The organism is Tissierella creatinophila DSM 6911 (assembly GCF_001940565.1).
Lineage (GTDB): Bacteria > Bacillota > Clostridia > Tissierellales > Tissierellaceae > Tissierella_A > Tissierella_A creatinophila.
Window position 1 is genome coordinate 21,398 of sequence record NZ_LTDM01000022.1, and the last position, 26,130, is coordinate 47,527.

General features: G+C 34.4%; 33 protein-coding genes. All 33 read right to left on the reverse strand.

What is annotated here, in order from left to right; genetic code table 11:
- Positions 1 to 16: 16 nt before the first annotated feature.
- Positions 17 to 241, reverse strand: a complete 225-nt coding sequence (locus tag TICRE_RS06780) for a hypothetical protein (RefSeq protein WP_075726431.1) — start codon at positions 239 to 241, stop codon at positions 17 to 19.
- Positions 238 to 414: a DUF6900 domain-containing protein gene (locus TICRE_RS13440; protein WP_198927510.1), complete on the reverse strand. Its 177-nt coding sequence runs from the start codon at positions 412 to 414 to the stop codon at positions 238 to 240. The genes TICRE_RS06780 and TICRE_RS13440 overlap by 4 nt, the downstream gene beginning before the upstream one ends.
- A gap of 85 nt (positions 415 to 499) precedes the next feature.
- Positions 500 to 706, reverse strand: coding sequence for a gamma-glutamylcyclotransferase (locus TICRE_RS06790; protein WP_075726435.1), 207 nt, complete (start codon positions 704 to 706; stop codon positions 500 to 502).
- Between the two features lie 82 nt (positions 707 to 788).
- Positions 789 to 1,247 (reverse strand): gamma-glutamylcyclotransferase family protein, encoded by a 459-nt coding sequence (locus TICRE_RS06795; protein WP_084191886.1) that lies wholly within the window; start codon positions 1,245 to 1,247, stop codon positions 789 to 791.
- A gap of 121 nt (positions 1,248 to 1,368) precedes the next feature.
- Complete coding sequence (locus tag TICRE_RS06800; RefSeq protein ID WP_075726439.1) at positions 1,369 to 2,262, reverse strand: amidoligase family protein; 894 nt, start codon at positions 2,260 to 2,262, stop codon at positions 1,369 to 1,371.
- A gap of 95 nt (positions 2,263 to 2,357) precedes the next feature.
- Positions 2,358 to 2,546: a hypothetical protein gene (locus TICRE_RS06805; RefSeq protein ID WP_075726441.1), complete on the reverse strand. Its 189-nt coding sequence runs from the start codon at positions 2,544 to 2,546 to the stop codon at positions 2,358 to 2,360.
- Positions 2,547 to 3,257 carry a hypothetical protein gene (locus TICRE_RS06810; protein WP_075726443.1) on the reverse strand — a complete coding sequence of 237 codons (711 nt, stop codon included), beginning with the start codon at positions 3,255 to 3,257 and terminating at the stop codon, positions 2,547 to 2,549.
- Positions 3,258 to 3,339: 82 nt separating this feature from the next.
- On the reverse strand, positions 3,340 to 3,522 hold the full coding sequence (locus TICRE_RS06815; protein WP_075726445.1) for a hypothetical protein: 183 nt from the start codon (positions 3,520 to 3,522) through the stop codon (positions 3,340 to 3,342).
- Positions 3,523 to 3,603: 81 nt separating this feature from the next.
- Positions 3,604 to 4,830 (reverse strand): DNA (cytosine-5-)-methyltransferase, encoded by a 1,227-nt coding sequence (gene dcm, locus TICRE_RS06820; RefSeq protein WP_075726447.1) that lies wholly within the window; start codon positions 4,828 to 4,830, stop codon positions 3,604 to 3,606.
- Positions 4,831 to 4,876: 46 nt separating this feature from the next.
- Positions 4,877 to 6,142 (reverse strand): site-specific DNA-methyltransferase, encoded by a 1,266-nt coding sequence (locus tag TICRE_RS06825; protein ID WP_233120161.1) that lies wholly within the window; start codon positions 6,140 to 6,142, stop codon positions 4,877 to 4,879.
- Positions 6,143 to 6,184: 42 nt separating this feature from the next.
- Positions 6,185 to 6,376, reverse strand: coding sequence for a hypothetical protein (locus tag TICRE_RS06830; protein ID WP_158016457.1), 192 nt, complete (start codon positions 6,374 to 6,376; stop codon positions 6,185 to 6,187).
- Between the two features lie 164 nt (positions 6,377 to 6,540).
- Positions 6,541 to 7,671, reverse strand: a complete 1,131-nt coding sequence (locus TICRE_RS06835) for an AlbA family DNA-binding domain-containing protein (RefSeq protein ID WP_233120162.1) — start codon at positions 7,669 to 7,671, stop codon at positions 6,541 to 6,543.
- A 54-nt stretch (positions 7,672 to 7,725) separates the two neighbouring features.
- Positions 7,726 to 8,067 carry an HNH endonuclease gene (locus TICRE_RS06840; RefSeq protein WP_233120165.1) on the reverse strand — a complete coding sequence of 114 codons (342 nt, stop codon included), beginning with the start codon at positions 8,065 to 8,067 and terminating at the stop codon, positions 7,726 to 7,728.
- Between the two features lie 62 nt (positions 8,068 to 8,129).
- The gene (locus TICRE_RS13225) at positions 8,130 to 8,291 is read right to left on the reverse strand and encodes a hypothetical protein (RefSeq protein ID WP_158016459.1); all 162 of its coding nucleotides are present in this window, start codon (positions 8,289 to 8,291) and stop codon (positions 8,130 to 8,132) included.
- Positions 8,292 to 8,394: 103 nt separating this feature from the next.
- Positions 8,395 to 8,829: a DUF1492 domain-containing protein gene (locus TICRE_RS06845; protein WP_075726455.1), complete on the reverse strand. Its 435-nt coding sequence runs from the start codon at positions 8,827 to 8,829 to the stop codon at positions 8,395 to 8,397.
- A complete protein-coding gene (locus TICRE_RS06850) occupies positions 8,829 to 9,047 on the reverse strand; it encodes a hypothetical protein (protein WP_075726642.1) in 219 nt (72 codons plus the stop codon). The genes TICRE_RS06845 and TICRE_RS06850 overlap by 1 nt, the downstream gene beginning before the upstream one ends.
- A complete protein-coding gene (locus TICRE_RS06855) occupies positions 9,047 to 9,451 on the reverse strand; it encodes a DUF7768 domain-containing protein (RefSeq protein ID WP_075726457.1) in 405 nt (134 codons plus the stop codon). The genes TICRE_RS06850 and TICRE_RS06855 overlap by 1 nt, the downstream gene beginning before the upstream one ends.
- Positions 9,451 to 10,809: an SNF2-related protein gene (locus TICRE_RS06860; RefSeq protein ID WP_075726459.1), complete on the reverse strand. Its 1,359-nt coding sequence runs from the start codon at positions 10,807 to 10,809 to the stop codon at positions 9,451 to 9,453. Before TICRE_RS06860 ends, TICRE_RS06855 begins: the two co-directional genes overlap by 1 nt.
- On the reverse strand, positions 10,806 to 11,084 hold the full coding sequence (locus TICRE_RS06865) for a VRR-NUC domain-containing protein (RefSeq protein ID WP_075726461.1): 279 nt from the start codon (positions 11,082 to 11,084) through the stop codon (positions 10,806 to 10,808). The genes TICRE_RS06860 and TICRE_RS06865 overlap by 4 nt, the downstream gene beginning before the upstream one ends.
- Positions 11,071 to 11,418 carry a hypothetical protein gene (locus tag TICRE_RS06870; RefSeq protein WP_075726463.1) on the reverse strand — a complete coding sequence of 116 codons (348 nt, stop codon included), beginning with the start codon at positions 11,416 to 11,418 and terminating at the stop codon, positions 11,071 to 11,073. The genes TICRE_RS06865 and TICRE_RS06870 overlap by 14 nt, the downstream gene beginning before the upstream one ends.
- Before the next feature lie 193 nt (positions 11,419 to 11,611).
- Positions 11,612 to 13,858 (reverse strand): phage/plasmid primase, P4 family, encoded by a 2,247-nt coding sequence (locus tag TICRE_RS06875; RefSeq protein WP_075726465.1) that lies wholly within the window; start codon positions 13,856 to 13,858, stop codon positions 11,612 to 11,614.
- Positions 13,855 to 14,013 carry a hypothetical protein gene (locus tag TICRE_RS13445; RefSeq protein WP_198927511.1) on the reverse strand — a complete coding sequence of 53 codons (159 nt, stop codon included), beginning with the start codon at positions 14,011 to 14,013 and terminating at the stop codon, positions 13,855 to 13,857. Before TICRE_RS13445 ends, TICRE_RS06875 begins: the two co-directional genes overlap by 4 nt.
- A 4-nt stretch (positions 14,014 to 14,017) precedes the next feature.
- Entirely contained in the window at positions 14,018 to 15,967 is a 1,950-nt protein-coding gene (locus tag TICRE_RS06880; RefSeq protein ID WP_075726467.1) for a DNA polymerase, read from the reverse strand.
- 5 nt (positions 15,968 to 15,972) lie between these two features.
- Complete coding sequence (locus tag TICRE_RS06885) at positions 15,973 to 16,509, reverse strand: DUF2815 family protein (RefSeq protein ID WP_075726469.1); 537 nt, start codon at positions 16,507 to 16,509, stop codon at positions 15,973 to 15,975.
- A 17-nt stretch (positions 16,510 to 16,526) separates the two neighbouring features.
- Positions 16,527 to 17,669, reverse strand: coding sequence for a DUF2800 domain-containing protein (locus TICRE_RS06890; protein ID WP_075726471.1), 1,143 nt, complete (start codon positions 17,667 to 17,669; stop codon positions 16,527 to 16,529).
- Positions 17,669 to 17,956 (reverse strand): rRNA biogenesis protein rrp5, encoded by a 288-nt coding sequence (locus tag TICRE_RS06895; protein ID WP_075726473.1) that lies wholly within the window; start codon positions 17,954 to 17,956, stop codon positions 17,669 to 17,671. Before TICRE_RS06895 ends, TICRE_RS06890 begins: the two co-directional genes overlap by 1 nt.
- Positions 17,898 to 18,056, reverse strand: a complete 159-nt coding sequence (locus TICRE_RS13450) for a hypothetical protein (protein ID WP_198927512.1) — start codon at positions 18,054 to 18,056, stop codon at positions 17,898 to 17,900. The genes TICRE_RS06895 and TICRE_RS13450 overlap by 59 nt, the downstream gene beginning before the upstream one ends.
- A 110-nt stretch (positions 18,057 to 18,166) precedes the next feature.
- Entirely contained in the window at positions 18,167 to 18,664 is a 498-nt protein-coding gene (locus TICRE_RS06900; protein ID WP_075726475.1) for a sigma factor-like helix-turn-helix DNA-binding protein, read from the reverse strand.
- Between the two features lie 247 nt (positions 18,665 to 18,911).
- The gene (locus tag TICRE_RS06905; RefSeq protein ID WP_075726477.1) at positions 18,912 to 19,097 is read right to left on the reverse strand and encodes a hypothetical protein; all 186 of its coding nucleotides are present in this window, start codon (positions 19,095 to 19,097) and stop codon (positions 18,912 to 18,914) included.
- 23 nt (positions 19,098 to 19,120) lie between these two features.
- Positions 19,121 to 20,932, reverse strand: coding sequence for an N-6 DNA methylase (locus TICRE_RS06910; RefSeq protein ID WP_075726479.1), 1,812 nt, complete (start codon positions 20,930 to 20,932; stop codon positions 19,121 to 19,123).
- Positions 20,933 to 21,908: 976 nt separating this feature from the next.
- Positions 21,909 to 22,136, reverse strand: a complete 228-nt coding sequence (locus TICRE_RS06915) for a hypothetical protein (RefSeq protein WP_198927513.1) — start codon at positions 22,134 to 22,136, stop codon at positions 21,909 to 21,911.
- Positions 22,120 to 22,596 carry a PIN domain-containing protein gene (locus TICRE_RS06920; RefSeq protein ID WP_075726483.1) on the reverse strand — a complete coding sequence of 159 codons (477 nt, stop codon included), beginning with the start codon at positions 22,594 to 22,596 and terminating at the stop codon, positions 22,120 to 22,122. Before TICRE_RS06920 ends, TICRE_RS06915 begins: the two co-directional genes overlap by 17 nt.
- A gap of 468 nt (positions 22,597 to 23,064) precedes the next feature.
- Positions 23,065 to 26,073, reverse strand: coding sequence for an Ig-like domain-containing protein (locus tag TICRE_RS13455; protein ID WP_075726485.1), 3,009 nt, complete (start codon positions 26,071 to 26,073; stop codon positions 23,065 to 23,067).
- Between the last annotated feature and the right edge of the window lie 57 nt (positions 26,074 to 26,130).

Sequence of the window (26,130 nt, forward strand, 5' to 3'; positions counted from 1 at the left end):
TTGTGTTTTCGTAAGTTTATCCTATTCTTAATTTTAAGCTTTCTACTGTAGATGTTATTTCTTCCATCCAGTCTGTTTCTGTTAAGCTTCCACTTGAGTTCCAGAAAGCTTCAAGTTCTTCTATCATGTCTACTATTTTTTCTATATCTTCTTTTCCATCTTCAAAGCCTAAAACACATATCTTTTCAATAGCTGTAGTTATAAGGCCTTCCATCATCATTTTAAATTGTAGTCTGTTCATCTTTTTTCACCTTCAGCTTTTCCTAGTTCAAAGGCTAGTCTTAAAGCTTCTTTTACTCCCCATACTGAAACGTCATGAAAGTCTAGTCCATCTGACATTCTAGTTTCTAGTGTTTCAATAAAAAGTTGTTCCTTTGCTATTTCCTCTAGTTTTCTTTCAGTTTTCTTATTCATTTTTATCTCCTCCTGTAGTTTCGTTACATACATATATCACTCAGAAGGGCTTATATAGCAAGTACTTTCTTCAAGATATCTACATCTATTTTCCTATTCCTTTAAAATTGTAATTTCCCTTTTTAACTTCTCTTGCTTCAGCATCTCTTGCTTCTTTATACTTTGGATCTTCGGTTTCTTTGTCTTTACAGTCCATACAGATACAGTCCTCATTAAACATTGACATTATTCTGCCTAGCTTAAGATCACTGCCACATCTATCGCAATACTTCTGCTTAAAGAACTTATCCAATTTGAACCCCTCCTTTGGAATTTTCAATAGGGTTGTTGTCCCAAGGCCTCTATTTGAAGCCCTTACAAGCCAAGCTGTGGCCTTACTTTCCCTTGATTTTGCTCTCTTCCAGGGCCTTATCAATATATTCCTGGTCAAAGCCAAAACTTTCATATCCTACTCTTACTCCTTGGAGGTAATTCTTGCTGGGTAAGTTTAAATGAATTCTATCTTTTATTTTATCGGTCATTATATAGACCATAGCTTCTACAACTTTTCCCCTCTCTAATTCCACTGGAATATTTTCTTTATAGTAAAAGTTTGGATAGCCTTCATACCTATCAAGGGATAATTCATCTGCTTTTTCTATGCTCCAAACTACTACTGGTACTTCGCTTCCTACTTTAGGCTCTATGGTTAAATACGCATTATTTGGTGAGCCTTTAAATAGGAGATGGTAACCTTTTAAAGATCCCTTACCATAGACTTTTGCACCTGGACATCTAAATTCCATCTGCTCTAGGTTTAGGTTGGAACCATAAGCTATATACAGTTTTTTCACATCTATCACCTCTTTCATCTTCCTTACTGGCCCCACATTTTCGCCTGTGTCGGCTTTAAATACACACTTGGTATAAATCTACCACCCTAGTAAACTAGGAGGGGTTGCCCCCTCACTGCGCTTAGGCTTGTTCTTTGAATCTCCAAGCTCCGCTTCCTTCTAGGTGTTTGCAAAGATGCTCTCTTGGGTTCTTGTAGTCTTTTCCTATAAAGCCTATTCTGTTAAGCCAGGTTCTCATTGCGAACTTTGGGTTTTCCAGTTGAGGCTTTTTGCTGCTGGCGAACTTCTGGGTTAAGGCTTGGTTGTTCATGGCTAGGGATAAAAGTATAAAGCTTCTTATCTTTCCAGCGTGGAGGGTTCCATTAAAGCCTCTAAGTTCTACTGTTCCTACTCCGTTGAAAAAGCTGTGTAGGTTTAGGAAATGGTAGCGGCTGTTGTGGTAGTGTCTACTTCTTCCTTCGTAGTAGCCTTGATACCAAATGTCCTCTATCTCTTTAAAGCTTGTAGGCTTTTTCTTGTTCATGTTTTCCACTAGGCTTTGGTCCATCTTCTTGCAATATTTTACTCTTTCACTTTTTATCTCTAGGCTGGTGTAAAGTAAATCGTTTCTTGAGTAGATTATGTTTACAAAGTTTCTAAGACTTCTTGAGGTGTGGTCTTTTCCGTTTAAGTGAATGTGTATTCCGCAGCTGCTGTTTACAAAAGCTCCAGCCCCTCTTAGCTTTCTCACCATTTCTTGTAAGCTGTCTATGTCTTTTTCATATTTTAGGATTGGGCTTACTAGCTCTACGCTGTATTCTCTTCCAGCTGGAACTTTCTGTCCGTTTGTTTTTCTTTGATTTCTTAAGCTTCCGTCATAAACTATCTGCCAGCTTCTTCCTTCAGCATCTGCTACTTTAAAGCTGCTGCCTTCTTTTATTATTAGTCCTTGTAAATGGTCCCTTATTACTCTTGCAGCTTTCTCCCTTGTGATTCCTGTAAACTCGATTTCAATTCCAAAGTTTCTTGTAAGCATTGTATTTACCTCCTTCTGGTGTGTTTCCTTGTGTACATATATCACTCAGGACGAGGTAAATAGCAAGTACTATCTTTTAAATAGATACATATTCTTTATTCTACTTCTACATATTCACTTATTATGGCTAGTGCTTCCAGGTAACTTTGGGATTTATATATTCTCTCTAGCATTTCATCTGCTTGATCTTTAAGTCCTTCTTCCTTAAGGCACCTTGCTGCTATAACCATAAGATTAAATATATTTCCGTTTTCTCCTATAAGTTTGCATCTTGGCTTTTCCATTTAAGCTTCCTCCCTTTTAGGATGTCTAAATGAAGGGTTTCCACTTAAGTTTTCAAGAAGTTCTTTTCTTATTTCTCCATAATCTTTACCTATCATTCCAAGGCTATTAAGCCAGGTTCTAAAGGTATATTTTTCATTGTCTGTTTCTGTTTGCTTTACTTGTGAGAACTTTTGTGTCTTAGCCTTTTTATTTATTAAGGCAAAGAGCCAGATGGCAGCTTCTCCCTTAGCATGTTTAAAGGTAAAGGTCTTATTTTCAAAGTCAAAGTCTACTCCAGGGTGGCCGTTATAGCCTATTTTATTTAGTGCCTTTTCAAAGCTGTCTATGCTTTTTACTCTTTCTTCTTTTAAAGCTTCAATAAAGTCAGTTTCCACTAGATCTTCTTCTATTCCTAGAACCTTTTTAATTAAAGGCTGCTTGCTGTAGATTAGGTTTAAGATATTTCTCAATGTGTTTCCTTGATGCCCATCCATTGGTATTTCAAGTTCCACTCCTAATTCTGCTTGAGCTTCTACTTCTTCAGGTCTAGGTTCTAATATTTCTTCAAGTTGTCTTTCTTCTCCACTTTTCAAGATTATTCTCCCCTCCCTGTCTATGGTATAGGTTTCTCCATCTGTTTGAATTTCATAGGCAAAGCTTAGTGCTCCTAAATACTTTGATTTAATTCCAAAGTGCCTCTCTAGTATTTTAACTTTTTCTTTTCTATCCATTTCCATCCCTCCTGTAGTTTTGTTATGTCTATACATCACTTAAAACCACAGGAATTGCAAGTAAAACTTCAAAGGGTAGCTTTTATTTTATTATTCTTTCTAACTCTCCTGTTTCAAGAAACTCTTTTATTTCATTTGCTGTGTAAATCAAGCATTGATCATCTTCAGCCTCCACTGGTGAAAGGATAATATCACAACCCCACTTACCTACAAATTCATAAATCTTTTTATTATAGCTTGCTTTAAACATATCTTTCTTTTTCACTTTTACTTACCTCCCGTAGTTTTGTTACATACATATATCACTCAGGAGGGCCCTTAAGTCAAGGTTTATGTGAGTATTTCTTTATTCTTTTCCTAGTGTCATAGCTATTGCATATGCTACATTTACTGTTACTGCATTTCCAGCTTGCTTATATAATTGTGAATCTGAATTAACTTTTCTTGCCTTTTCGAACATTTCATCTGGGAAACCTTGAAGTCTAAAACATTCTTTAGGTGTTAATCTTCTGATTCTATAATTATCTGAAAGAGTAGCTTGCATACACTTAGTATCCAAAGTCTGTGCCACCTTTTTCCCAACTCTCCCTCTTCTTGTTTTACTATTAGGAAAGGAAACATTAATGCTGTCACCAATTTCTGCTTCAGCAAACCCTTTTTTTGTAGCTTCTTTAATTGCTACACCATGACGATCTTGACCAGTTAAGGTAAACATTGGTTCATCTAAATCTTTCATTCTTCTACCGTTCTGCCTTTTCTCTTTACGCTCTGGAGTTATAACTGCTCTAGCTTCTAATACTCCACTATTCATAGCTGTTCTATTTACAATTCCAGCAGTGTATCTTGAAGTAATACACCTAGAGTTTTCTGTAATTTTAGTTTTAGTAGTTGACTGATCTATAAAATAAAGTCCCGTCTTTCCACCCCACCCTCCACCGTTGCCAGTTAGTGTGCATGATATTCCTTTAGGATCTAAGACCCTATCTCCTTGTCTCCCATCTATAATTTGCTTAATAGCTGCTGAGTTTTCTCCTCCGATAGGTAATATTTCTCGTCTACCTCTGCTTCTAAGATTTGCGATAATGAACACACGCTCTCGATTTTGAGGGACTCCGAAGTCTTTAGAATTAAGCACTTGCCACATTGCATCATACCCAGCTTGGTCCAGTTCAGAGAGAACTGTGGTAAAGTCAAATCCTCCATTAATTGATAACAGATTTTTAACGTTTTCAATAAGAAGGTATGTGGGCTTATCTTTTTCTTCTTTGCCTTTGATAAGGTCAATAATTGAGAAATAGATTCCACTTCTTTCTCCTCTAAGTCCTTTTTGTTTTCCTGCAACTGAGATGTCTTGGCATGGGAATCCAAAGGTCCAGATGTCTGCATAGGGAATTTCTTCTGATTTAAGTTTTGTAATGTCATCTCTGTACCACTCTCCTTCTGTATCATGCATAGCTTTATATGATTTAACTGCATATTTATCTATTTCACAAAATCCAACACATTTATGCCCTGCTAATTCTAAGCCAAGTCTGAATCCCCCAATTCCAGCACATAAATCAATAAACTCCAAATTATCATCTCCTCAAAATAAAAAGAGCATATAACCGAGTAATCAGCTACTGCTCCTTTACAACATCTTTATATTTAATTTTTTCTCCATCTCTTAAAAGATAAACTTCCTCATCTGTTCCAACTTCCTTTATATATCTCTTTATAATTACAGCTGCATATTTTGGATCTAACTCTGACATATAGCAAATTCTATTTAACTGCTCACTAGCTATTAATGTGCTTCCACTACCACCAAAAGGATCTAATATTATAGAATTTTCAATAGATGAGTTCTTCATTGGAAATCCTATTAAATCTAATGGCTTAGAAGTTGGATGAAGCTTTGACTTAGTAGGTCTATCGAATTCCCAAACAGTAGTTAATTTTCTTCCTCCATACCATTTATGTTTTGCAGTATTTTTAAAAGCATAAATTATAGGCTCATGCCTCATATGATAGTCCATTCTTGATAATACTAGAGATTGCTTTACCCATAAGCAAGTGGTGGAATAATGAAATCCTGCTTCAACAGTTGCATTGAAGAAATTAACCTTTTCTGCATCCGAGTGAAAGGAATAAAAAGCACCTCCATCTACCAAATTATCGTATATATTTTTAAAAGAATCTAGAAGAAATTGTTTAAATGAACTGTCTGACATATTATCATTTTGTATCTTCATTCCTGTACCACCAGTGTAGTCACAGTTATATGGGGGATCTGTTATGCATAGATTAGCTTTTTTCCCATCCATTAGTTTAGCCATATCATTTTTATCAGTTGCATCTCCGCATAAAAGTCTGTGTTTTCCAAGCAGCCATATATCATTAAACTTTACAAAGGATTCTTCTTCAAGAGCACCATCAACATCAAAGTCATCATCTTCGATATCCTTATCGTGTACCTGACTGAATAAGTCTTCTACCTCAGCCATATCAAATCCAGTAAGAGAAATATCAAACATATCTGCATCAAGTTGTTCTATTAAATCTGCAAGTTTTGGTAAATCCCAATCTCCAGATACTTTATTTAAAGCTACATTAAGTGCTTTCTCTTCACTCTCATCCATATCAACTACCACACAATCCACTTCTTCTTGGCCCTGCTCTTTTAATATCTTGAGTCTTTGATGGCCTCCTACTATATTTCCAGTTCTTTTATTCCAGATGACTGGTTCAACATATCCAAATGTCTCTATGGACTTCTTTAACCTTTCATATTCAGGATCTCCTGCTTTTAAATCTTTTCTAGGATTGTATTTAGAAGGATTTAATTTTTCTATTTTAATTTTTTCTATAATCAAGTTCTCACACCTTTCTTTAAAAATAGGCATAAAAAAACTCCCAGTTTCCTGAGAGTCTATTATCTATTATATTTATTCAAGCAGTTCTTCCCAGTTATCAGGGAATCCCATTAATTTAATATCTACCTTTTCATAAAATGTCCCGCCTTGGTACGCATTGTTAAGAGGCGTGGCGGGATCTGTTATTATTATTATTATATGACAAGAAAATGTTTTGTCAATTGTTTTTAAATCCTTTTTAATACATTTCAACCTCTTTTTCAACACTTGTTTCTTTAGCAATCAAGCATTATTAATGCTTATATCAGTTTTATTTCCTTATACCCCCCTATGCAATTTTGCGAAATTCCGTGCGTTGGGGGGTGGCGGTCCCGGAACTACTTAGTTGTAGGGATAAGATGACCCCTACCCCTATCTATTTTAAATTATTAGTATAATTCCCTGAATTCATCAAATATTCTCTTTAATATTTGTACATCCTTATATTGTTTTTCAAACTCCTCCATTTTATAACCCCTAATGTCTGGAAAATGTGGGGTCCTAATGTCCTTAGAATATTCTTCCTTACGATGCCAAACATTTAACACATATTGCTTAAAAACTTCTTTTTCTTCTTCTGATTTGAAAACTAATACGCAATCCTTAAATTTATCATGTGCTATCCTTTCATCACCTTTATTTGAGTCGTAATAAAATTGATGGATAGTATATCTTAAAGTATCCTTTATAAAATATTTAAATACTATGTCCCATCTATTATAACCTCCCAATGATAACCCATCTGTTAACGGAACAGGTGTAAGATATCTACCTCCATCTAAATTAATTCCTTCTAACGTAGATAATAGAGTTTGGTGATAAAATATTCTTATCTCATTCCAATGTGGCCTTATGTCTGTTTGATTAAATAAATAATATTGATAAGCATTCCCATGATCTTCGAGTGTATATTCAATAGTAAATTCCGGATAATATTTATTATATTTCTTTACAGTTTCCCAATTTGTAGGAGAATCCAACCATTCATCGGTTTTCTCTAAATAGTATTTGATTCTTTCCAATGGAGTGGATATTAATCTAAACCTCTTCTTCCACAAGTATTCAATATGATGAATATCAGCTGATTTATCTTTAGGTGTGTTGGTATCCATTACACGAGTATAAATATTATTTGCTATTACATTTTTATATCTCTCTGTTAAATAATATGGTGTATTATAACTATTTTTTATTACTATTATATCTATCTTCTTCCCCATTATAAATATAGTTTCTACATATACTTTGGGACGAATGTCTCCTGCAAATTTCTTATCTTTTAAAAGATCTACTATCATTTGAGTATTCTTTCGATTAATATCATTTTCAATGCCTTTAACTTTACCCTCATCATCTATACCAATAATTATAAAAGCGTCTTTATTTTCTAAATTATTAGCCATACAAATAATATCATGAAGTAGGTCTACTTTCTTTTCTTTTAAATACCATTCTTTTTTAAAGTCCCAGTATGAACCTTCTTGATTTAAATTTAGTAATTCCAATATTTCTTGTTTCAATTTTATTCCTCCCATATAATCTTATTAATATATTATCACATGGAAGTTTTTAAGTTAATACTTATACTCTCGATACCTATCAGTTGTCATTGTCTTTTTATCATGGCAACTCTTACATAGTGCTTGCCAGTTGCTTTCATCCCAGAATAATTTCTTATCTTCCCTATGTGGAATAATATGGTCCACTACTATAGCTTCAACTACTCTATCAGATTTTAGGCATTCCACACATAAAGGATTAGCTTTTAGAAACCTTGCTCTAGCCTTCCTCCATCTAGAATCATACCCTCTCTTGCTTGCACTCTTTCTTTCATACAATTTCTTATGCTTGTCACAAAATCTATCTTTAGTTAACTCAGGACACATTGGGTGCTTGCATGGTTTGAGCGGCTTCATCGGCACTGCTACCACCTCCTAGTTTGGGCATAGAAAAAGCCCTAAAGCTAAGTGCTCTAGATCTAACCGTATCTTTCTTTTTTTATTCTATCATAGACTTCCTTTAACTCTGGTGACATCTTCTCGTAAGACTCCACCATTCTTACATGGAACTTACAGTAGATGCTATCTCTCTCGGCTTCCATTCTGCAGTTTTCATACTGACATTTTCTTTCTTCTTTCATTTGTATCTCTCCTATAAAAAATAGCCCCACAGACTTGGCTGAAGGACTATCTATAAATTTCTATATATCTTTACATCTTAATAATAACACACCTTAACCTCGACTACAAGTGTCTTTTAGTGGTCAACTTCAATATTTCATCAATTTCTTTTAAAGCTCTACTGTGAAGTTTCATAACCCACCTTTTATCAAATCCAATATCTCCTGATACATCATCCCATAGCTTTCCTTTTAGATATCTCATTTCAAGTATTGTTCTATACCTATAGTCTCCAACCTTTTTTATTGTTGCAGCTATTTCTTTTTTCAGATTTATTAATTCATCTATATCATCATTTATCTGATGGCTTAAATCTATTAGTTTTACTGCAGCGTCTTCCATAGGACTTATTACCCCAGATCCACCAGATACTTTTTCTTTTGTAAAATCTATAGTAGTTCTTTCAGCCATAGCTTCGAGTTCTTCCTTTTGCTCCAGCTTATTATTTACCATTTTATTAAGCCAGTATACCTGAGATAAATATTCTTTAGCTGTCATTAGGCAATCTCCTCCTTAAGTTTTTCTATAAGCATCTCTGGATCTAGGGTGGTAAGTTCCCTATACCAACTAGAGCGAAAGAAGATCTCTATTTCAAGTTTTGTAACTTTTGCTCCTATGCTTCTGGGTTCTTTCTTTAACTTATTTAATGCTTCTCGATAGTCCTTAACAGCTTGTACTACTATAGCATTAGCTAAATCTTCATAGTTTCTATCCATCATCTATCTCCTCCTACTATTGGCTTGCAGTGTATATCATAATATTTGATTAGTATGTTTCTTCTTTTAGCTTCTTCTATTTCTATTTCCATTCCCTTTGACACTCTACTTCCAAAGACCCATATCTCTTGACACTTTGAAAGTAGAATTAATCCCATATCAAGTCCTAGTTGTCTTTCTTCATGTTTGTCCTCATTTAGAAACTGAGTGTACATAAGGTGAGGTATTATTGGAACTTGCCTTTTATTTACAGCGTACCTTCCGTACCTCTTAGCCCTTAGAGTATTTATTTCTATATCACCTTTATATGGACTACAGATAAATACTATTTTCTTTTCTTCTTCTATATTCTTTAATGCTTGGTAAGCCGTTGAATCCAGGTATCCTTCGTTATTATATAGCATTATTTTTCCTCCTTTTCTATTCTAGCTTTTACAGCTAGGAGTAGTTCTCCTTGGTTTATTTGTTTTTTATCAAGTGCTCTCATCACATCTTCATCAACTGTTCCTTTTGCTATTATGTGATGGACTATTACATTTTCCTTTTGTCCTTGTCTATGCAGTCTTGCATTTGCTTGTTGGTATAGCTCTAGGCTCCAAGTTAGCCCAAACCATACTATTATGCTTCCACCCGCTTGAAGGTTAAGCCCATGTCCTGCTGAGGCTGGGTGGGTTAGCATTATAGGTATTTCACCCTTATTCCAAGCATCTATATCTTCTTTACTTTCAAGAACTCTTACATTTTTTAAGTGTTTTATAATTCTATCTTTATCATGCTTGTAGGAATAAAAGACTAGAACTGGTTTTCCATTAGCTGCTTCTATTAATTCATCTAGTGCTTTCAACTTTTCATCATGAACTTCTTCTACATCTCCATTTTCATCATAGATAGCACCATTTGAGAACTGGAGTAGTTTATTAGTAAGTGCTGCAGCATTATTTGCTACTATGTCGCTATCTTCAAGTGGTAAAAGAAGATCCTTTTCCAGCTGCTTATACTTTTCTTTTATCTTTTTTGGTAAAGTAACTGCTATTTTGTTATTTATTCTATATGGCATATGAAGATAATCTTCTGCTTTCATGCTTACACATATATCTTCAAGCTTTTCATATATTTCTTCTTCAGCATTTTCCTTGACTTTGTAGGAAAAGATTATGTGTTGGTTTCGTTTGTCTGGATTGAAGTATCTATCCCTATAGCTGGTTATGGTTCTTCCCAGTCTTTCTCCACCATCAAGAAGATAGATTTGAGCCCATAGATCAAGTAGACCATTTGGTGCTGGAGTTCCAGTTAAACCTACTACTCTTTTCATACAAGGCCTTATTTTCTTTAAAGCCTTAAACCTACCAGCTTTATGAGATTTAAAGCTTGATAGTTCATCTATTACTACCATGTCAAAAGGCCAATCTTTAACCAGTAGGTCTACAAGCCATTTAACATTTTCTCTATTTATAATATAGATATCAGCTTTTACTTCTAATGCTTCTATCCTTTTCTTTTCTGGTCCTAGAACTTTTGATATCTTTAAATCTTTAAGATGATCCCACTTTTCTATTTCAGCATCCCAGGTTGATTCAGCTACTCTTAGGGGTGCTATTATTAATACTTTTTCTATTTCAAAGTAATCAAACATTAAATCATCTATGGCTGTTAGGGTTATAACACTTTTCCCAAGCCCCATGTCCAGCAGTAAGCCTGATTTCTCTTTCTCTATTATCCAGTCTTTAGCATATTCCTGGTACTTATGTGGCTTATATTTCATTCCACCATCTCCCCGATAAACTTATCGATTCTTTTATATGAATCTATTACATAAACCTTAAAGCCTAACACTTCTAGCTGTTCTTTTCTTTTAAGCTGCAGGGGTCTTAGTTTCTTTCCTGGAGCTTTAAGTTCTACAAAGGCTATTCTCCCTTTAGGAAGAAGCACCAGTCTATCTGGTACTCCTGCCATTCCAGGTGAGGTGAACTTTAGTGCTAGTCCACCATTTTTTTCTACTTCTTTTTTTAGTCTATTTTCTATTTTACTTTCTAACATTTTTATCAGGCCTTAAAACCATTGGGAGCCAGCGTTCTTCTTTATAATCTTTTATATTTTCAGCTACTGGTATTATTAATCTATCACCGTCTATAAAATAGATTAGTGGATGGCTAGTTTGAAGGCATATATCTCTATTTACAACTATCCCTTCTACTATATCTATAGCTTCTTGATTCCATTCAGCCCATATAACTAGGCTAGGGTATTTTGGGTGTCTAATAACTCTAGTACCTTTATAATTAAATTTATTTTCATCAAATATTCTTTCAACCTCTACAAAACTTACAAAATCATCTTTGAATACTTTTTCTATTATTTTATTTATCATCATTTCAATTCCTCCTCATCAAATTTATAATGTAGGGCTATGAAGGGCTATTCAAACACTATCTCTATATATGTATAATATTTAATATATATATAGTAGTTATAGTATAGAGGTACATAGCCCTACACTTTGTAGTAAAATACAGGGTTACAGCGTTTTTTAAATGTAGGTCAATGTAGGTTAATTCTTAAGTTTTTTAAATAAACTCTGATTTAATCTTTAAACCTTTTACGATTACACCTACACTAGTCCTTTTCCTTTCAAACTTTGATGAATCTAGTGCTGTATAAAAATCAGTGGTGCTACGAACAAATTCTCCAGTTCTGATGCAAAATGCTCGGTATTCATCATAAACTTCACCCGATTTTGCTGTATAATTTTCATCTATTTCACAACATTCTTCAAGAAAATGTGCTAGCCAATCATTCTTTTTCTTATAATCATCTATGGCTTCCCTAACTTTTTTAGGAAGAACTATTTTACAATCTTCTTTTATCACCTTTTCTGCTCCCTCTATTATCCAAGTAAGAATAGCACCGCCTGCATTTTCAAATAGATAGTCCCCATAGTTTTTAATCTCACCGCTCCCTTTTATAGTAGCTTCAAAAGGAATAACTATAAGTCTTCTCCAAGTTCCCTCATCTATGGCTCCTACCTTAGGTAGGTGATTTGTGTATAAAACTAATGTGTGAGTTGGTATAAAACTAAAAGGTGCCTGATATTTCTTTTCTGCATATATTAAATCCGTAGAACATAGATGCTTAATCATTGCTGTACTAAGTCTCATACCTTCTTCCATTTCTGCTGCTATTAATAGCCTTTTTCCTTTAGCTTCAGCAAGCTCTGGTTTTGTATTTCTTTTGTTCCCAACAGTTAAGGCATCTGCTGATATATTCCCGCTATAGCTTCCAAACACCCTAGCTATTGAATTCCAAAAGGTTGACTTCCCGTTCCTTCCTTCTCCATAGGCTATAATCAAGGCTTCTTCATAGACTTTTCCTATAATTGCAAGCCCTGCTACTCTTTGAACATAGTCTATGAGGGCTTTATCTTTTTGAAAGGTAACATCAAGCATATCTGTCCAAAGTTTCATGCCCTCATCACTTGGATCTACTGTTGTTTCTTTTGTTATAAAGTGTGATGGATTATGTTCCATAGGAGAACTTATTCCTTTTCTTAAATCATAGGTTCCCTTTGGTGTATTTAATAGAAATTCATCTGCATCAAGATCTTCCATATCTATCTCAAGCATAGGCTGCCCTTCTTTAAGAACTGATGATATTCTCCCTGAATCTCTTCTTTTTATTACATATTTTTTATACTCCATTGCTTTCTCATATTTTTTAAAGCTTCTCTTTTGGCTATCATTAAAAACACTTTCTGCTTTTTTCTTACCTAGATTTGCTATTAAATCAAACACCCCATTTTCCCGCATCTCCTTCATAATCTTTTGTATTTCAATTTCAACTTCTTCTAATTGTCTAAAAGTAAGTTCCTGGGATATTCCTTGTGCTTTGGGTTTTGATTCCTCCCAGTAGCTTCCGTTATAGACTAAGAAGTCTGTTGATGGTGAATACCTAAGCTTATCCTTATATTCTTCAGCCATCACTACTGCTTGGCCTACATCTGAATAGTCCTCTGGTTCTAGTTCCATTTCAGAGTTATAGTCTTCAGGTGGAATATATCCTTCTTGTGATGATACTTGTTGTCCAAACTTTAAAGCACTGGACCATATAAGTTTTAACTCCCCTTCTTCAAGTGGTGGAACACAGTTTTCTGCTTCTTTAAGAAAGAGATCATGTGCCTTTTCTGTATCACCAAAGCGTTTTATAACTCTTGCAGCATACGTGGACATGGTGTTATTCCGACTGCCCTCTATAATAATATCTTTTGTATTTTCCCAGTTTTCAAAGTCAGATTCACTAATGAAATCTATAATGCTTTTATCTCCCTTATAGAATTCAACTTCAGTATTGTCAGTTCCAAATAGGAATCTTCCGCTGTCTAAAGCATTCTTATCAAAGTAGGGAAATGCTGACGAAATTCTCTTTTTTAAGTCTGCATATTCCTTTGCATCTGTTATTTCTGGTATTGCAAAATATACATGGAATCTCGGTCTTGGAGATTGACTACCTTTCTGCTTCATATGATTTCTGCTGTATGATACTGCAAATGCTACATCTTGAAACTCAAGGGAAACATCCACTGAAGTTATCCAGTCCTTTGGGTCATCTGAATGATCATTATCACAATCAAGTGGTATATTATCTGCCCTTATAAAGTTCTTGTTACTCCTGTAATTATCTTTATATTCAGCAGTAACATGGTCAAATTTAATAGCTTCTTTCATATCTTCCTCAGTCTTTATTACTATCTTCTCTGGATAAATACAGTTTGAAAGATTACCTGTATAGTTTGATGTGTATAGAGTAAATTCAATCATTCTATCCTCTCCTTGCTTATTTTCTTAAGGCCAAGTTTAGCCCCTTCAAGATTTCCTGAAAGAGCCTGACCTCTAATTGTTTTTAATTGATGCTTTGGTATTTTTCTTCTGTATTTCTTTAAGTCTTTTATAAACGCTATAGTTTCTTTATCCATAAAATCAATCCTTCTTGTAATATTCAGATTCAAAGCCTTCAGCTCCTAGTGGCAATCCTGGAGCCCAGTCCATCGGAAGAGCCATAATAGCTTCTACTTCTTCAAGCGATCCAAAGTTATCTGGAACATCTAGAACTACCTCATCGTGTATGTGTGCTACAATTTTATATCCTGTTTCATCAAGCCTTATCATGGATTCAGCTAAACAATCTCTGGCTATGGCTTGTATAATATTTTCCGTTAGTTTTCCGCCATAAGTGTCAACCCTGCCCCACTTTCTAGTTCCAGGCATAAGACCTTCAAATGTTAACTTGTCCTTATTGAACCTTTCATCTATTTCAATTCTTGGTCTTACATAAGCTAGACTTCTACCAGATGGAAGAGTAATAAATAGGATGCCACTTCTATAGGAGAACTTAAGTCCGTGTTGCATTTTTATAGTTGTTCTTCCCTTTACTGCTTTTATTGCAGCATCTCCTACATCCCACCAAAGCTTTACTATATTGGGATTAGATCTTCTCCAGGTGTCTACTAAAGGTTTTAGTTCTTCTTCCTCTAGACCCATATCTATAGCTCCCATAGCTTTAAGTGCTCCAACACTCCCTTGATAGCCAAGAGCCAGTTCTGAAATCTTACCTTTTCTTCTATATTCACTGTCTTTAGTAATCTCATCTATTGGAACTCCAAACATCTGTGATGCTGATGCTTCATATATCTTTCCATGGGAGTTAAAAACATCAAGCCTCCACCTTTCACCTGCAAGCCAGGCTATGACCCTAGCTTCAATAGCTGAGAAGTCTGAAACTATAAATCTGCTATTATTTGATGGAATAAAGGCTGTTCTTATGAGTTGCGATAATACATCTGGTACTGAATCAAAGAGTAGTTCTATGGGCTCATAGTTTCCTTCGAGTAATAGATTTCTGGCTAGGCCTAAATCGCTCATGGTGTTCCTAGGTAAATTTTGAATTTGCACCAAACGCCCTGCCCATCGCCCAGTCGAAGCTCCATAGAATTGAAGTAATCCTCTAACTCTTTCATCTATACAAATTGCTCTGTCCATAGCTTCATATTTCTTAACTGAAGTCTTGGACATATCTTGCCTTAACTCTAATACTCGTTTGACTTTAGGATTTATGTCTTTTTCTAATAAGTCTGATACATTTTGCTTTGTTAGTCCATCTATCTCAAATCCTGTTTCAGCTTCAAGCCATTTCTTTAGTTGCATTGGGCTGTTTGGATTATCTAGATTCGTAAGTTCTACTGCTTCTTCGTATAGTTTTTCTTGATAGTTTTCATCACACTTTATTGCGTTTTCTACTAACTGCTTATCTATTTTTACTCCTAGATCATTTATCTTTTGGTCTAGATTCCATAGCTTTATTTCACTTTCTATCATGGGGAAGTTATCTAGCTTTTTTCTGATACTTCTTTCAACTTCCACATCTTGCTTACAGTATTCTTTGAAGATATTCCATTTTTTTATATCTTGCTTTGGTGTATTTCTAGTTCTTCCACCATTAACCTTAGTTGCCTTGCAGGGGATAGAGAAGTATCTTATCAAGGCTTTACCTTCATCCATCTTCTGCATCTCTAATCTTAGGGCCTGGGCTACTCCTGCAAGACTTCCAGGTAGTCCTAGTGTTAAGCAATGAGCCATAGAACATTTCCACTGTTCTGCTGCTATTTCTTCTCCTAGATGCTTTGCTAAACAGGTTCTTTCAAAGGCTGCATTAAAGGCTGTTTTAATTATTGATGAATCTGTTAAAGCTTCTATTACTTCCTTTGGTATTTCTTCTCCCTGGGCTAGGTCTACTACTTGAACTTCCTCGTTATTGAAGCAATATCCAATGAGTAATATTTCAAAGTCATCTGCTTCTGTGTAGCTGAAAACCCCAGAAGTTCTGAGGTTTACGCTACTATAGGTTTCAATATCTACTGCTAGAGTTTTCATATCCATTATCCTAATATGTCATCATCTGCAAATGCTGAGAAGTCATCTTCAGCTCTAGGTTTTCCGCCAAGTGATTCTCCATCTTCTAACTTTTGTACATTATTAAGTGAGAAGCTTATCCCAGTTGAGCCGTTTACTGAATATGGAAATCCAGTTATACTCACTCTTCCATAGCATCCTGAGTAGACTTCTGTTGGGTCCAGTATAGGATTTACATCCTTATCTACTAGACCAGGTTTAGTTTTAGAGTTTACATTTAAAAAGTAGCTGTCCTTGTAGGCTTCATCATCTGGCTTGTCTACATCTCCATCTCTTAAAGGTATTCTAAAACTTGGTGCCTTTCCGAACTTTGAACCAAATCTTGATACTCCTTCTTTTGTAGCTTTTTCTATTGCAGCTTCTATTTTTCCAAGTGTAGCCTTGTCATTCTTTGGTATTATTGCTGATAGCGAATATTTCTCTTCTCCACCTGCTACTGCAGCCTTTGGTTTGTTTACGAACACATAACTCAATAAGCATTTTCCTGTAATCACCTTTGTCATAATAATCAACTCTCCTTTTAGTTTTTAAAATCTATTTCAGCTGAACTTTTAATCTCCAGCCTCTTATCATCATCTGGCACCAGCTTTAATTTCCCTGGTGGTCTTTCTATTAAAGAACCTATTACTTCTTCAAAGTCTTTTTTACCTAGCTGCTTTTCAAGCTTTGTTAGGCTTAACAGTGATTTAGAATATATCTTTTCTTCTTCATATCCTGCTTCAAGAAGAACCTTTGCTACTTCTTCTTTGGAAGTGTACTTTCTGGTTCTTCTACCTTCTACAAGCTTAAAGCCAGGCCACTCCTTATTGTTATTAACTGCTTCTGTGTAAGCGTACTTTTCTATATCTTTGGCCCACTTTACTAATTCATCTACTTGCTTTAAAACTGTCACTACTTCTAAATCTGTCAGTAGTGGTGCATTTTTAAAGTCTAATTTTGCTAGTTTCATATTCTCATCTGCCCTAGCCCTGCATCTGTCTTTAACTAGGCACCATATACAATGTTCTCCAGGATTAAATTCTCCTTCACCTGCATAGGCTAAATCTGCCTTAGGTTTGACTTCTTCCTCTCCCCACTTAAGCAAATCTTCTACTTCCATTTCATCAGTGGAGATATGATCAAGTCTTGGCTGCATTATGGTCATCTTCACTTTCTTTGCTCCATATAGGAAGTTAAAATTATCCACTGCTCCAAGTGCATATAGCCTAAGTTGACTATTATCTATAGCGTCTACTCTTAGGCCTTTACCAAATTTTAAATCTACTACTTCTATTGCATCTTCATCTACAACTAATAAATCTGCAGTTCCAAAGCCTTCTTTACAAATGCAAGAATAATCAACTCGCTGCTCTATGGAGATCATTCCTGTTTTATGTTCATTTATCTTCTCAATGGCAAAGTCTACATATTGGTCTACATACATTTCCAGCTCTTTAGTATAAAACTCGTTTTCTTTCATAGCTTTTAACTTTTTATTAAAGTCAGCCTTTAATATTTCTCCTAAATGACTTCTTAGCTTCAATTCTGATAAATCGTGGGCAAAGGTTCCTTCTCTTGCAAAGATGCTTGATTTGCCCTCTTCATTCTCCTCTAGGCGAGCACTGGGTGGGCAGTTCATCCAACGGTCAGCACCTGATGCAGAAAGTAGAGCATGTTGTGCCATTATATTTTCCTCGCTTCATCTAGTAGTTCTTGGTACTTGTCCTCTGGAACATCAGAAAGCTTTTTAGCTCCATATTTGATGATGAGTTTCTTTACTTCTTTTTGCTTGCCATCTCTAGTTAAAACTGCAAGGACTGCTCTTAAATCTTCAAATGTTATTTTTGTTGCTGGTTCTCTTACCTCTTCTACATCAGTTACATGTTGCTCATCTGTTGCTAGAGCTTCAATACTATCTGCAAGGCTCCTTAGGTCTTTCACTACATTCATTGCTAGTTTCATCCTGCTCATTATCTTTTTCTCCTTTCATAACTTTTTTAGCTAGACTCTTACTTACAACAGAAATAGCCATCAATGTTCCAGCCATTTCTTCCTGTAATTCCTTTTGCATAAGATTTCCTCCCTTCATATCTCTTAGGACATTCACCTCAATTCTGGGTAAAGATTTTTTTATTGTCCTTCTATATCTCCTAGGACATCTGTAAAGGTTTTGGGTAAAGTTTATTTAGTCCAATCTTTTAATTTCTCTTGAATAATTGGAAGATACTTTTTCTTTCTGTTATTGACGGTCTTTCTAGACATACCGATTTCTTTAGCTACCTCTCGTTCGGATAATCCTTCTATCAATACAAGTTTCATAGCTTTACTGTCTTTATCATTTAATTCATCTAAGATATTTAAGAGTTCATCTAGTAAAATTTTATATGCAACTTCTTCTTCAACATTTGTTTCTGATTTTGCTTCGAAGCCTTGTTCTTCCCTAGCTTGATTTAGGGACAAAGGTAAACCCATTTTGATATGATGCAAGCCAGACCCATTACCTGCATTTGATTGCTTTAAAATCTTTCCACTTCCAGCAAAAGGATCATCCATCTCATTTAAATCCTTATAAGCTCTTTGTATTCTTTTCTGCTCTCTCCAAACTGGCTGCATATAAGCCTTGTAAACCTCTTCACTTACTGGTACTTTCTCTCCATCAATTTCAATAAATCTTGACATAAAATTAGCCCCTCTCTCGGAGAGAAAAGGGCATAACAATCAGCCAAAAAACTCACCTTTTTTTTATTAGGCGAGCCTTTCGGCTGCTTGATGATATATTAAAATTTACTCTATACTATATAAATAGATTGAGATTGTATTTCTTACTATTGGAAATCGAACATACTTTCTATAACAATAAAAAAAGAGCCCAATAACTACTTAATTAAAAGTAGCTATCAGGCTCTTAAGGTAGTTCTATGACTCCTTATCGTCTCTGTACAGCTTTACCAGCTATTAATGTAAACTTTTTATGTGCTAAATCTACTCTCCAAATGCTTTTACACACTTGGCATTTTTCTCTTGTAAATCCATAGGCTCCTTCTTCTTTGTCAAAAAGCCTCTTGCCACAAGTAGGGCAGTTCATTCTTTCAATTTTTCTTGCAGTTTGCATGGCCATCCTCCTTTGAATTTGTTTTATAGACCGCTGTTTATACCTAATCTTTCCATTAGCTCTTTTCGTTTCCCTTCATATTCTCTTTCTGCTTCCCTTATTCTGTGTTCATAGGTTTTATGGTTGTCTTCCATTGCATTACCTATCTCATACATTACCTTCTCTGAATACACTGGTACTTCCATTCTGGAGAGTTGTTTATTATTGATTAATGTTACTGTAGTACCTGTCTGGATACTTTCAAGCATCCTTTTACCAATTTTACTTTTTAAAAACTCTACTAATATATATGGATTATATTTATTACGATCAACTCTGATTCTAGTTAAATTACTGCTGAAGAATAGATTTTTAAAGTTGGTGCCTACTAGGGTTACTTTGGTTTCCCACCCTTTTGTAGTGATGAGTATGTCTTCTGGTTCAACACTATATCTTTCTAACCACTCATTGCTCTTAGGCTTAATTCTACTTGCATCTTCATAGTTAATGCCGCTTTCATCAATATTTCTAACGCTGATAAAGTAGTAGCCTTCTTCAGCTTCTAATTCTTCTAGTTCATTTCTTGAAAGGCTAAGACCTCTTGTAATTTCTACAATTTTATCTAGTGCTATGGTTTCTTCAAATTTATTCTTTAATGTTTCAAAGTCTATATATTCAACTGGGTTTAATCTATATTCATATTCTTGTATCTTTTCTAAGGGGATGAGTTTACTAAAGCCTTCCTCTTCCATACCATTGTAATAAGCATCTAGTATTTTCTTTCTACCTTCTTCAGTTAAGCTATATTGGTTTCTATTAAGTCTTACTCCATATTCATGGGCATTAATAAAAAGTATTAATCCTTGTCTTTCTACTGGCTTGTCTCGGTTAAGGATTATTATTTCAGTTCCTATATTGGTGCCTTCATATAGATTATCTGGCAGGGTTATAACTGCTTCAATTAAATCCTCTTTAACTATCCTAGATCTTACATCTTTTTCAAAACCCCTCACAAGCATTCCTTTTGAACCTATTGCTATACCTTTACCTTGTTCATTTAAATGGTAGATTATATTTTGGATAAAGGCCCATTCTGGATTTGCTTTTCCTGGAGCTCCATAACGAAATCTTGGATCATTTGCTCTAAATTGTCTATCATATCTTGATATTCTAGGCATATCGCATACTACTAAATCAAATTCTTTAACTTCTTCTTTATCCCTTTTGGTGAAAATATCTTTGTTTATGATTTCATAGCTTTCTACTTCATTAACAATCATTAAAAGCTTTGATATTAAAGCTATAGTAGTATTGATCTCTTCTGCATAGTAATATGGTTGACAGTCAGTTTTCCTAAATACCTCTAAAGCAATATTAGATATACCTGAACAGTAATCTGCGAAGCTGTCTATTCTATTTCCCTCTACTAGGTTTACTACTAGACTAGCTATGCTATTGGGTGTCTCGTTGAAGTTTCTAACTTCTAGGCCATCTTGGACTGCTATATTTATCAAGTCTCGCAGGTCATGCTTGGTTTTAAACTCTTTATTACTTAGGGACCAGTAAACTTCTTTTAAATCTATTTTCTCATCTACAAAGGATTTACTCAGAAGAGTACTAAGTATTCCAGCTATTTCTGGGAAGTCTGCTTCATAATATCTTATACTATTTTCTGGATTCTCATTGTCCAAGATAGGTTTGGTGATTAAATAAACTGAGTCACCATATCTATCTGATTGCTCCATCCATTTTATAAACAATATTCCTAAGACAATATTAAAGGCTTGCTCCTGATTGAACACCCCCCTTAATTGGCTAATATATCTTTTAATTAGCTTTTTCTTTGTTTCATTCATTATAAATCCTCCTTAAGTATTTACATACCTTTTGTTTTAAGTTAAAAAAATATGGGTTGTAAATCTAAATGCCTTAAAGGTATTTTTATACCTTATACATATTCTAACACCAAACTTATTATATGTCAATAAGTATTTATATACTTTATTATTTTCATACATAAAAAAAAGAACCCCTTAGGAATTTAATCCTTTGGGGTCCTTCTATAGTTCAGTCTACGCTTTAGTCTGCGAAGGTACCAGGTACCCTAGCGAGGAAGCTTGCGGCTGAGCTTTCTTCTATTATTATATGTTAGTCAATACTTTTTGTCAAACAATTCTAAAATTATTTTTAATACTTCTATACAACTTTTAAGAGTTTTTAAATGTTATACTTTCCTACTAATCCACCAATATCAGGGCTTACAGCTCTTTTATTTCATTATACCCCCCTATGCAATTACGCTAAACCCTGCACGAGGGTTTCCCACCACTGTTGCTGGTCTTATTTTTTTTTCTTACATTTTTATATGCATATAAAAAGCCCTAAAGTTGTGCGCTCTAAGGTCTCCTATTACTTCTTTATCATTTACACATCCTACTTAATATATAACTTTCAAGTAGGAATTTACTATTGCAAAACAAAAATATCCTCTACAAGTAGACTACCTATGAAGGATCTAATTTGTGTCTTTGCTTCAGTTGCATTCTTTCGACAAAATTCGGGGCGTACCCGGTACCTTTGTGAGGAAAAAACATAAAATATCTCCCACAAGTATTTTCTACCTGTGAGAGATATTTTGTATTGTTGATCAGTCTACGCTTCCCCTACGGGACTAGCCACATGTTGGGCGTCGTAGTCTGCGAAGGTACCTGGTACCCTAGCAAAGGAGCTTGCGACTGAGCTTGCTTTGGTACCCTAGCAAAGGAGCTTGTGACTGAGCTTTCTTTGGTACCCTAGCAAAGGAGCTTGCGACTGAGCTTGCTTAAACTTGATTTATTCCTTATCTTCCCAATGATTTTTAGCATTATCAAATATGGCATCTAAGGACATATCATTAAATATTTCATTCTCTAATTTTAAATAATCTTCTTTACCTACTCCCTCAGAATGGCGTATAAATCGTAGAAATCCAGAATACCCTAGTTCTCTTATCAATGCTCTAGAACCTTTTTCTATTATTTCTCTATCGGTAAATTTACTCTTTTCATTCAATAACATCAATATCCATCTCCCTTCTAAGAAAATCTATAGGATTGTATAGTTTAATATCTTTAATTATATCTTTTAATTTATTTCTATTGCTTTCTACTGTTTTTATAAATTTATCATCACAAGTTATAAAATAATCGCATCCACTATATATAGCAGATGCAAGATGTAATGCATCTTTATCTTTTGTATTAGAATTTCCAACTATATCTTTTGCTATAGTTTTAATTTCATCATTAGGTTTTATAACTTCTTTAGATAAAGTTGAAATTGACTTAATATGAAGTCTTCTATCCATGAAAGGATTTTTAAAATTTTCATATTCTAAGATAAATGACCACATCAGATCATATTCTTTATTTTCCACCAGCTCAAATAGTATATCTATTGCCATAGATTCAAATCTTATTCTCATCTGTGTTTGGTCATCAAATATTCTATTATATATATTCATATCAAAATATATTTTCAACTTTTATTCACCTACTTATTATATTATATTTGTTTTAATTATATCATATTACAAAACTTTAATACATATTATACTATTATTATATTAGTCGTAAAATTATCTTTTGTGAAGAAAAGCATAAAAAAATTCCATACAAGTATTTCTACCTGTATGGAATCTAGTTTATTTCTTTATTCAGCCTACGCTTTACTCTGCGAAGGTACCTGGTACCCTAGCAATGTCGCTTGCGACTGAGCTTGCTTTTTGAGAAAAAATGAATAAAAAATCCCCCACAAGTATTTCTACCTGTGGGGAATCTAATTTGTTGAATTGTTTAAGCTACGCTTTAGTCTGCGAAGGTACCTGGTACCCTAGCGATGTCGCCTGCGACTGAGCTTGCTACTTAGTTCAGTCTACGCTTTAGTCTGCGAAGGTACCAGTCTGCGAAGGTACCTGGTACCCTAGCAAAGGAGCTTGCGACTGAGCTTGCTATTGATTGCTTATTGTAATTTCTTTTGTACCTTCTACTAATGAACCGTCTTTAGCTACTGCCTTAACTGTTACTGTTCCATTAGTTAATGCTGTTAATAATCCGTCTGCATCTATTGACGCTGTTCCTGTTCCAGCTACAACTGACCAAGTCACTGCTTTGTTAGTTGCTCCTGCTGGTAATACTGCTGCTGACATTTGTAATGTTCCATTATTAGTTTCTATTGTAGTAGCATCTGCTGCTCCCGTTACTGCAATACCTGTTACTAATATTGGATCTACAGTTATTGCTTGATTAACTGTTTTACTACCTTTAGTAATTACAACTTTATCATCTGTTGTAGTAAGTGTAGTTCCATTAGCTTTAACTGTTGTTATAGATTCAGCTGTAAAGTCTGCAAATGCTACTGTTTTGATAAGTGTTCCATCCTTACTTAACAAGTCAACTTCTAAACCTGTTAATTCTAATGTTTCACCATCATTATAAGTTGTTTTAGTTGGTGCTGTTTTTATTGTTAAGCTATCAAATACTGGATTTACAGTTATTGCTTGATTAACTGATTTTCCATCAACACTAATTACAACTTCAGTACCATTATCTGCTGTAGTAAGTGCAACTCCATTAGCCTTATCTGTTGCTATACCTTTAGCTACAAATTGAGCATATGGTATTTCTTCTGTTACTCCGTTTGAGTAAGTTACAGTTACAACTAAGCTAGATAAATCTAGGCTATCTCCATCGTTGTAAATTGCTTTAGCTGGTGTTTCAATTGCAATGTTACTTGCTGTTAAGCTTGTATTTGCTACAGTATCTCCTACTATTACTTTTATAGTTTTTACTACTCCATCAACTATACCAGTAATTGTAAAAGTATCTCCTTCTACAAGGGAAGCACCTGAAACTGATATTTCTCCTGCTTTACTTATTGTTATAGTTGGTGCTGTTGATTTGTCAGCCTTTGCAACGTTTGTTACTGTATAAGATATTTCTCTAGGTGCTACACCATATTGGTCTTCACCATAGAATTGGAATGTTGAAGTAGCTCCAACTGGTCCTATTTTCTTACCGTTTATAAAGTTAGCTGGAACAACAATAGCTCCATCTTTAATTTCTGCTTCGTTACCTGTTTTACGAACTTTTAAATCTGTTACTACACTTTGTGCATCACTATAAGTTAATGTTTGTGTAATAGTTAGTGGGTTGTCTGCTCCTGCAACTACACCTGTTAATGTAGCTGTTTTATCTAAACCTTTTGTATCTATGGCTTTATAAGGTATAGCTGATCCAACAACTTCTATTGGAGCAGTAGCTGTTGCAGATACAAGTAATCCTTGGTCTACTTTTACTTCTGCAGAACCTTTTTTACCAAATATTGTTAAGTTTTTAGCATAATCTGATGTAGGATTATTATATTTTGTTGATGCTCCTGTAAAGATTTTTCCAACTTCTTTCATACCAAAAGTTGTAATATCTTTTAATTCAACTGTTTCAAAAGTTACAGTTATAGTATCTAATGTTTTAGCTGGCGAGCTATTATCAATTAATGAAATTTCAAATACTTCTGTACCTTTAACACCAGCACTAATAACTGTTGATGTTGTTGAATTATTTAGAGTAGTGTTAGTTATTCCAACCTTATCAGCTGCTCCATCTTCTGCTTCAAATTTTAATGAGAAACCAGCTGGTAAATTGATTTTTTCACCGTATTGGTCATTTATAACTATATCATCAAGACTGATAGTTTGAGTTTGACCTTTTTGGATTAAGTTATATATATCTTTAGATAATCCACCTAATGAAGCTGCTGCAGGTGCTTTTTCAGCTTTCAAGTTAAGTGTTTGAGCTTTTCCAGTTGCAGAAACTGCAGTTATTACTACATTTTCAGCGTCTGGTGTTATGTGTAATTTAACTTTATTCTTATTACCATAATCAACTGAGTAATCTATAGTTGCACCAGTTGTAGTAATTGAAGATCCATCAGTAAACTTTAATAGTTTTGATCCTGAAGCTACTCCATCTTTAACTAACTCTGTGTTTGAAACTAAGTCATTACCATATTGATCTACTGCTGTAAATGGTAATTCTACTTTTACTTCTAATTTTAATGCTTTTTCTGGTGTAGATACTGTTAATACATCAGTTTTAGCATTTTCTAATACTTTTACAGTAGTATTAGCTGTCTTTCCAGTTCCTGCTGCTACAACTGTTAATACCGCTGTACCATGAGTTGCTGGTGATTTAGGTGCTTGGAACTTAATTACTGTACCTACTTTTGCTAGGTTAACAATTTTAGTTCCTGCAAGTCTAATGATATTATCATTAGATGATAATACGTTAACATCTTTTAATTCTTCTGCTTTTAATACATTTCCGTATTGATCTTTGATTTCTACTGGAATGTAATACTTAGCAAATTCTGATCCCATATTATTTACATTTATAGGTTTTTTAGCTAATTCTACATCATCTGTCTTAAGTTCTCCCAATACAATTGTATCAACTTGAGCTGATTTTACAACAGTTACTGTTTTTGTAGCTGTAACTCCTGTTTCTGAATCAACTATTGTTACAACAACTTTATCATCTACTTTAAACATATCAGTTGCATTACCTTTTATTGTTAATATACCTTCTTTATTAATTTCATGACCTGTTGAAGCTCCCTTAGAAGCTGTTATAGATATTGATGAAGCTCTTAATTTGTCATTAACAATTTCATCATATTGATTTTTTGCTTGTACATTCATTTTAAGATTTATGTTATCAAGAGTAGTTCCAGTCATAACTTCTGATTGAACTGCTACGTCTGATAAGAATTCTATCTTAGTAAGTTTTTCAGCTTCTACTTTTACTGTTCCAGTTAAAGCTTCTTCTGTTAAACCAGTAACTGTTACTGTGTAATCTCCAGCTATCATAACTGCATTGAATTCTATAGTAGCTGACATTTTATCTTCTGCAAACTTGATTTCTTTTACAGACGGCTTAACTGATCCACGCTTAGCTTCCATAATCGCTTTTGTAGTATCAACCGCTTTATTAAACTTAACCTCTAAAGTCTTAGCATT

What these genes read in the sequence shown, in the direction of transcription:
- TICRE_RS06780 (WP_075726431.1), bottom strand. Translation starts at nt 241, where the DNA reads ATGAACAGACTACAATTTAAAATGATGATGGAAGGCCTTATAACTACA.
- TICRE_RS13440 (WP_198927510.1), bottom strand. Translation starts at nt 414, where the DNA reads ATGAATAAGAAAACTGAAAGAAAACTAGAGGAAATAGCAAAGGAACAA.
- TICRE_RS06800 (WP_075726439.1), bottom strand. Translation starts at nt 2,262, where the DNA reads ATGCTTACAAGAAACTTTGGAATTGAAATCGAGTTTACAGGAATCACA.
- TICRE_RS06805 (WP_075726441.1), bottom strand. Translation starts at nt 2,546, where the DNA reads ATGGAAAAGCCAAGATGCAAACTTATAGGAGAAAACGGAAATATATTT.
- TICRE_RS06810 (WP_075726443.1), bottom strand. Translation starts at nt 3,257, where the DNA reads ATGGATAGAAAAGAAAAAGTTAAAATACTAGAGAGGCACTTTGGAATT.
- TICRE_RS06825 (WP_233120161.1), bottom strand. Translation starts at nt 6,142, where the DNA reads ATGCCTATTTTTAAAGAAAGGTGTGAGAACTTGATTATAGAAAAAATT.
- TICRE_RS06840 (WP_233120165.1), bottom strand. Translation starts at nt 8,067, where the DNA reads ATGAAGCCGCTCAAACCATGCAAGCACCCAATGTGTCCTGAGTTAACT.
- TICRE_RS13225 (WP_158016459.1), bottom strand. Translation starts at nt 8,291, where the DNA reads ATGAAAGAAGAAAGAAAATGTCAGTATGAAAACTGCAGAATGGAAGCC.
- TICRE_RS06845 (WP_075726455.1), bottom strand. Translation starts at nt 8,829, where the DNA reads ATGACAGCTAAAGAATATTTATCTCAGGTATACTGGCTTAATAAAATG.
- TICRE_RS06850 (WP_075726642.1), bottom strand. Translation starts at nt 9,047, where the DNA reads ATGGATAGAAACTATGAAGATTTAGCTAATGCTATAGTAGTACAAGCT.
- TICRE_RS06855 (WP_075726457.1), bottom strand. Translation starts at nt 9,451, where the DNA reads ATGCTATATAATAACGAAGGATACCTGGATTCAACGGCTTACCAAGCA.
- TICRE_RS06860 (WP_075726459.1), bottom strand. Translation starts at nt 10,809, where the DNA reads ATGAAATATAAGCCACATAAGTACCAGGAATATGCTAAAGACTGGATA.
- TICRE_RS06865 (WP_075726461.1), bottom strand. Translation starts at nt 11,084, where the DNA reads ATGTTAGAAAGTAAAATAGAAAATAGACTAAAAAAAGAAGTAGAAAAA.
- TICRE_RS06870 (WP_075726463.1), bottom strand. Translation starts at nt 11,418, where the DNA reads ATGATGATAAATAAAATAATAGAAAAAGTATTCAAAGATGATTTTGTA.
- TICRE_RS06875 (WP_075726465.1), bottom strand. Translation starts at nt 13,858, where the DNA reads ATGATTGAATTTACTCTATACACATCAAACTATACAGGTAATCTTTCA.
- TICRE_RS13445 (WP_198927511.1), bottom strand. Translation starts at nt 14,013, where the DNA reads ATGGATAAAGAAACTATAGCGTTTATAAAAGACTTAAAGAAATACAGA.
- TICRE_RS06880 (WP_075726467.1), bottom strand. Translation starts at nt 15,967, where the DNA reads ATGAAAACTCTAGCAGTAGATATTGAAACCTATAGTAGCGTAAACCTC.
- TICRE_RS06885 (WP_075726469.1), bottom strand. Translation starts at nt 16,509, where the DNA reads ATGACAAAGGTGATTACAGGAAAATGCTTATTGAGTTATGTGTTCGTA.
- TICRE_RS06890 (WP_075726471.1), bottom strand. Translation starts at nt 17,669, where the DNA reads ATGGCACAACATGCTCTACTTTCTGCATCAGGTGCTGACCGTTGGATG.
- TICRE_RS06895 (WP_075726473.1), bottom strand. Translation starts at nt 17,956, where the DNA reads ATGAGCAGGATGAAACTAGCAATGAATGTAGTGAAAGACCTAAGGAGC.
- TICRE_RS13450 (WP_198927512.1), bottom strand. Translation starts at nt 18,056, where the DNA reads ATGCAAAAGGAATTACAGGAAGAAATGGCTGGAACATTGATGGCTATT.
- TICRE_RS06900 (WP_075726475.1), bottom strand. Translation starts at nt 18,664, where the DNA reads ATGTCAAGATTTATTGAAATTGATGGAGAGAAAGTACCAGTAAGTGAA.
- TICRE_RS06905 (WP_075726477.1), bottom strand. Translation starts at nt 19,097, where the DNA reads ATGCAAACTGCAAGAAAAATTGAAAGAATGAACTGCCCTACTTGTGGC.
- TICRE_RS06910 (WP_075726479.1), bottom strand. Translation starts at nt 20,932, where the DNA reads ATGAATGAAACAAAGAAAAAGCTAATTAAAAGATATATTAGCCAATTA.
- TICRE_RS13455 (WP_075726485.1), bottom strand. Translation starts at nt 26,073, where the DNA reads ATGGAAGCTAAGCGTGGATCAGTTAAGCCGTCTGTAAAAGAAATCAAG.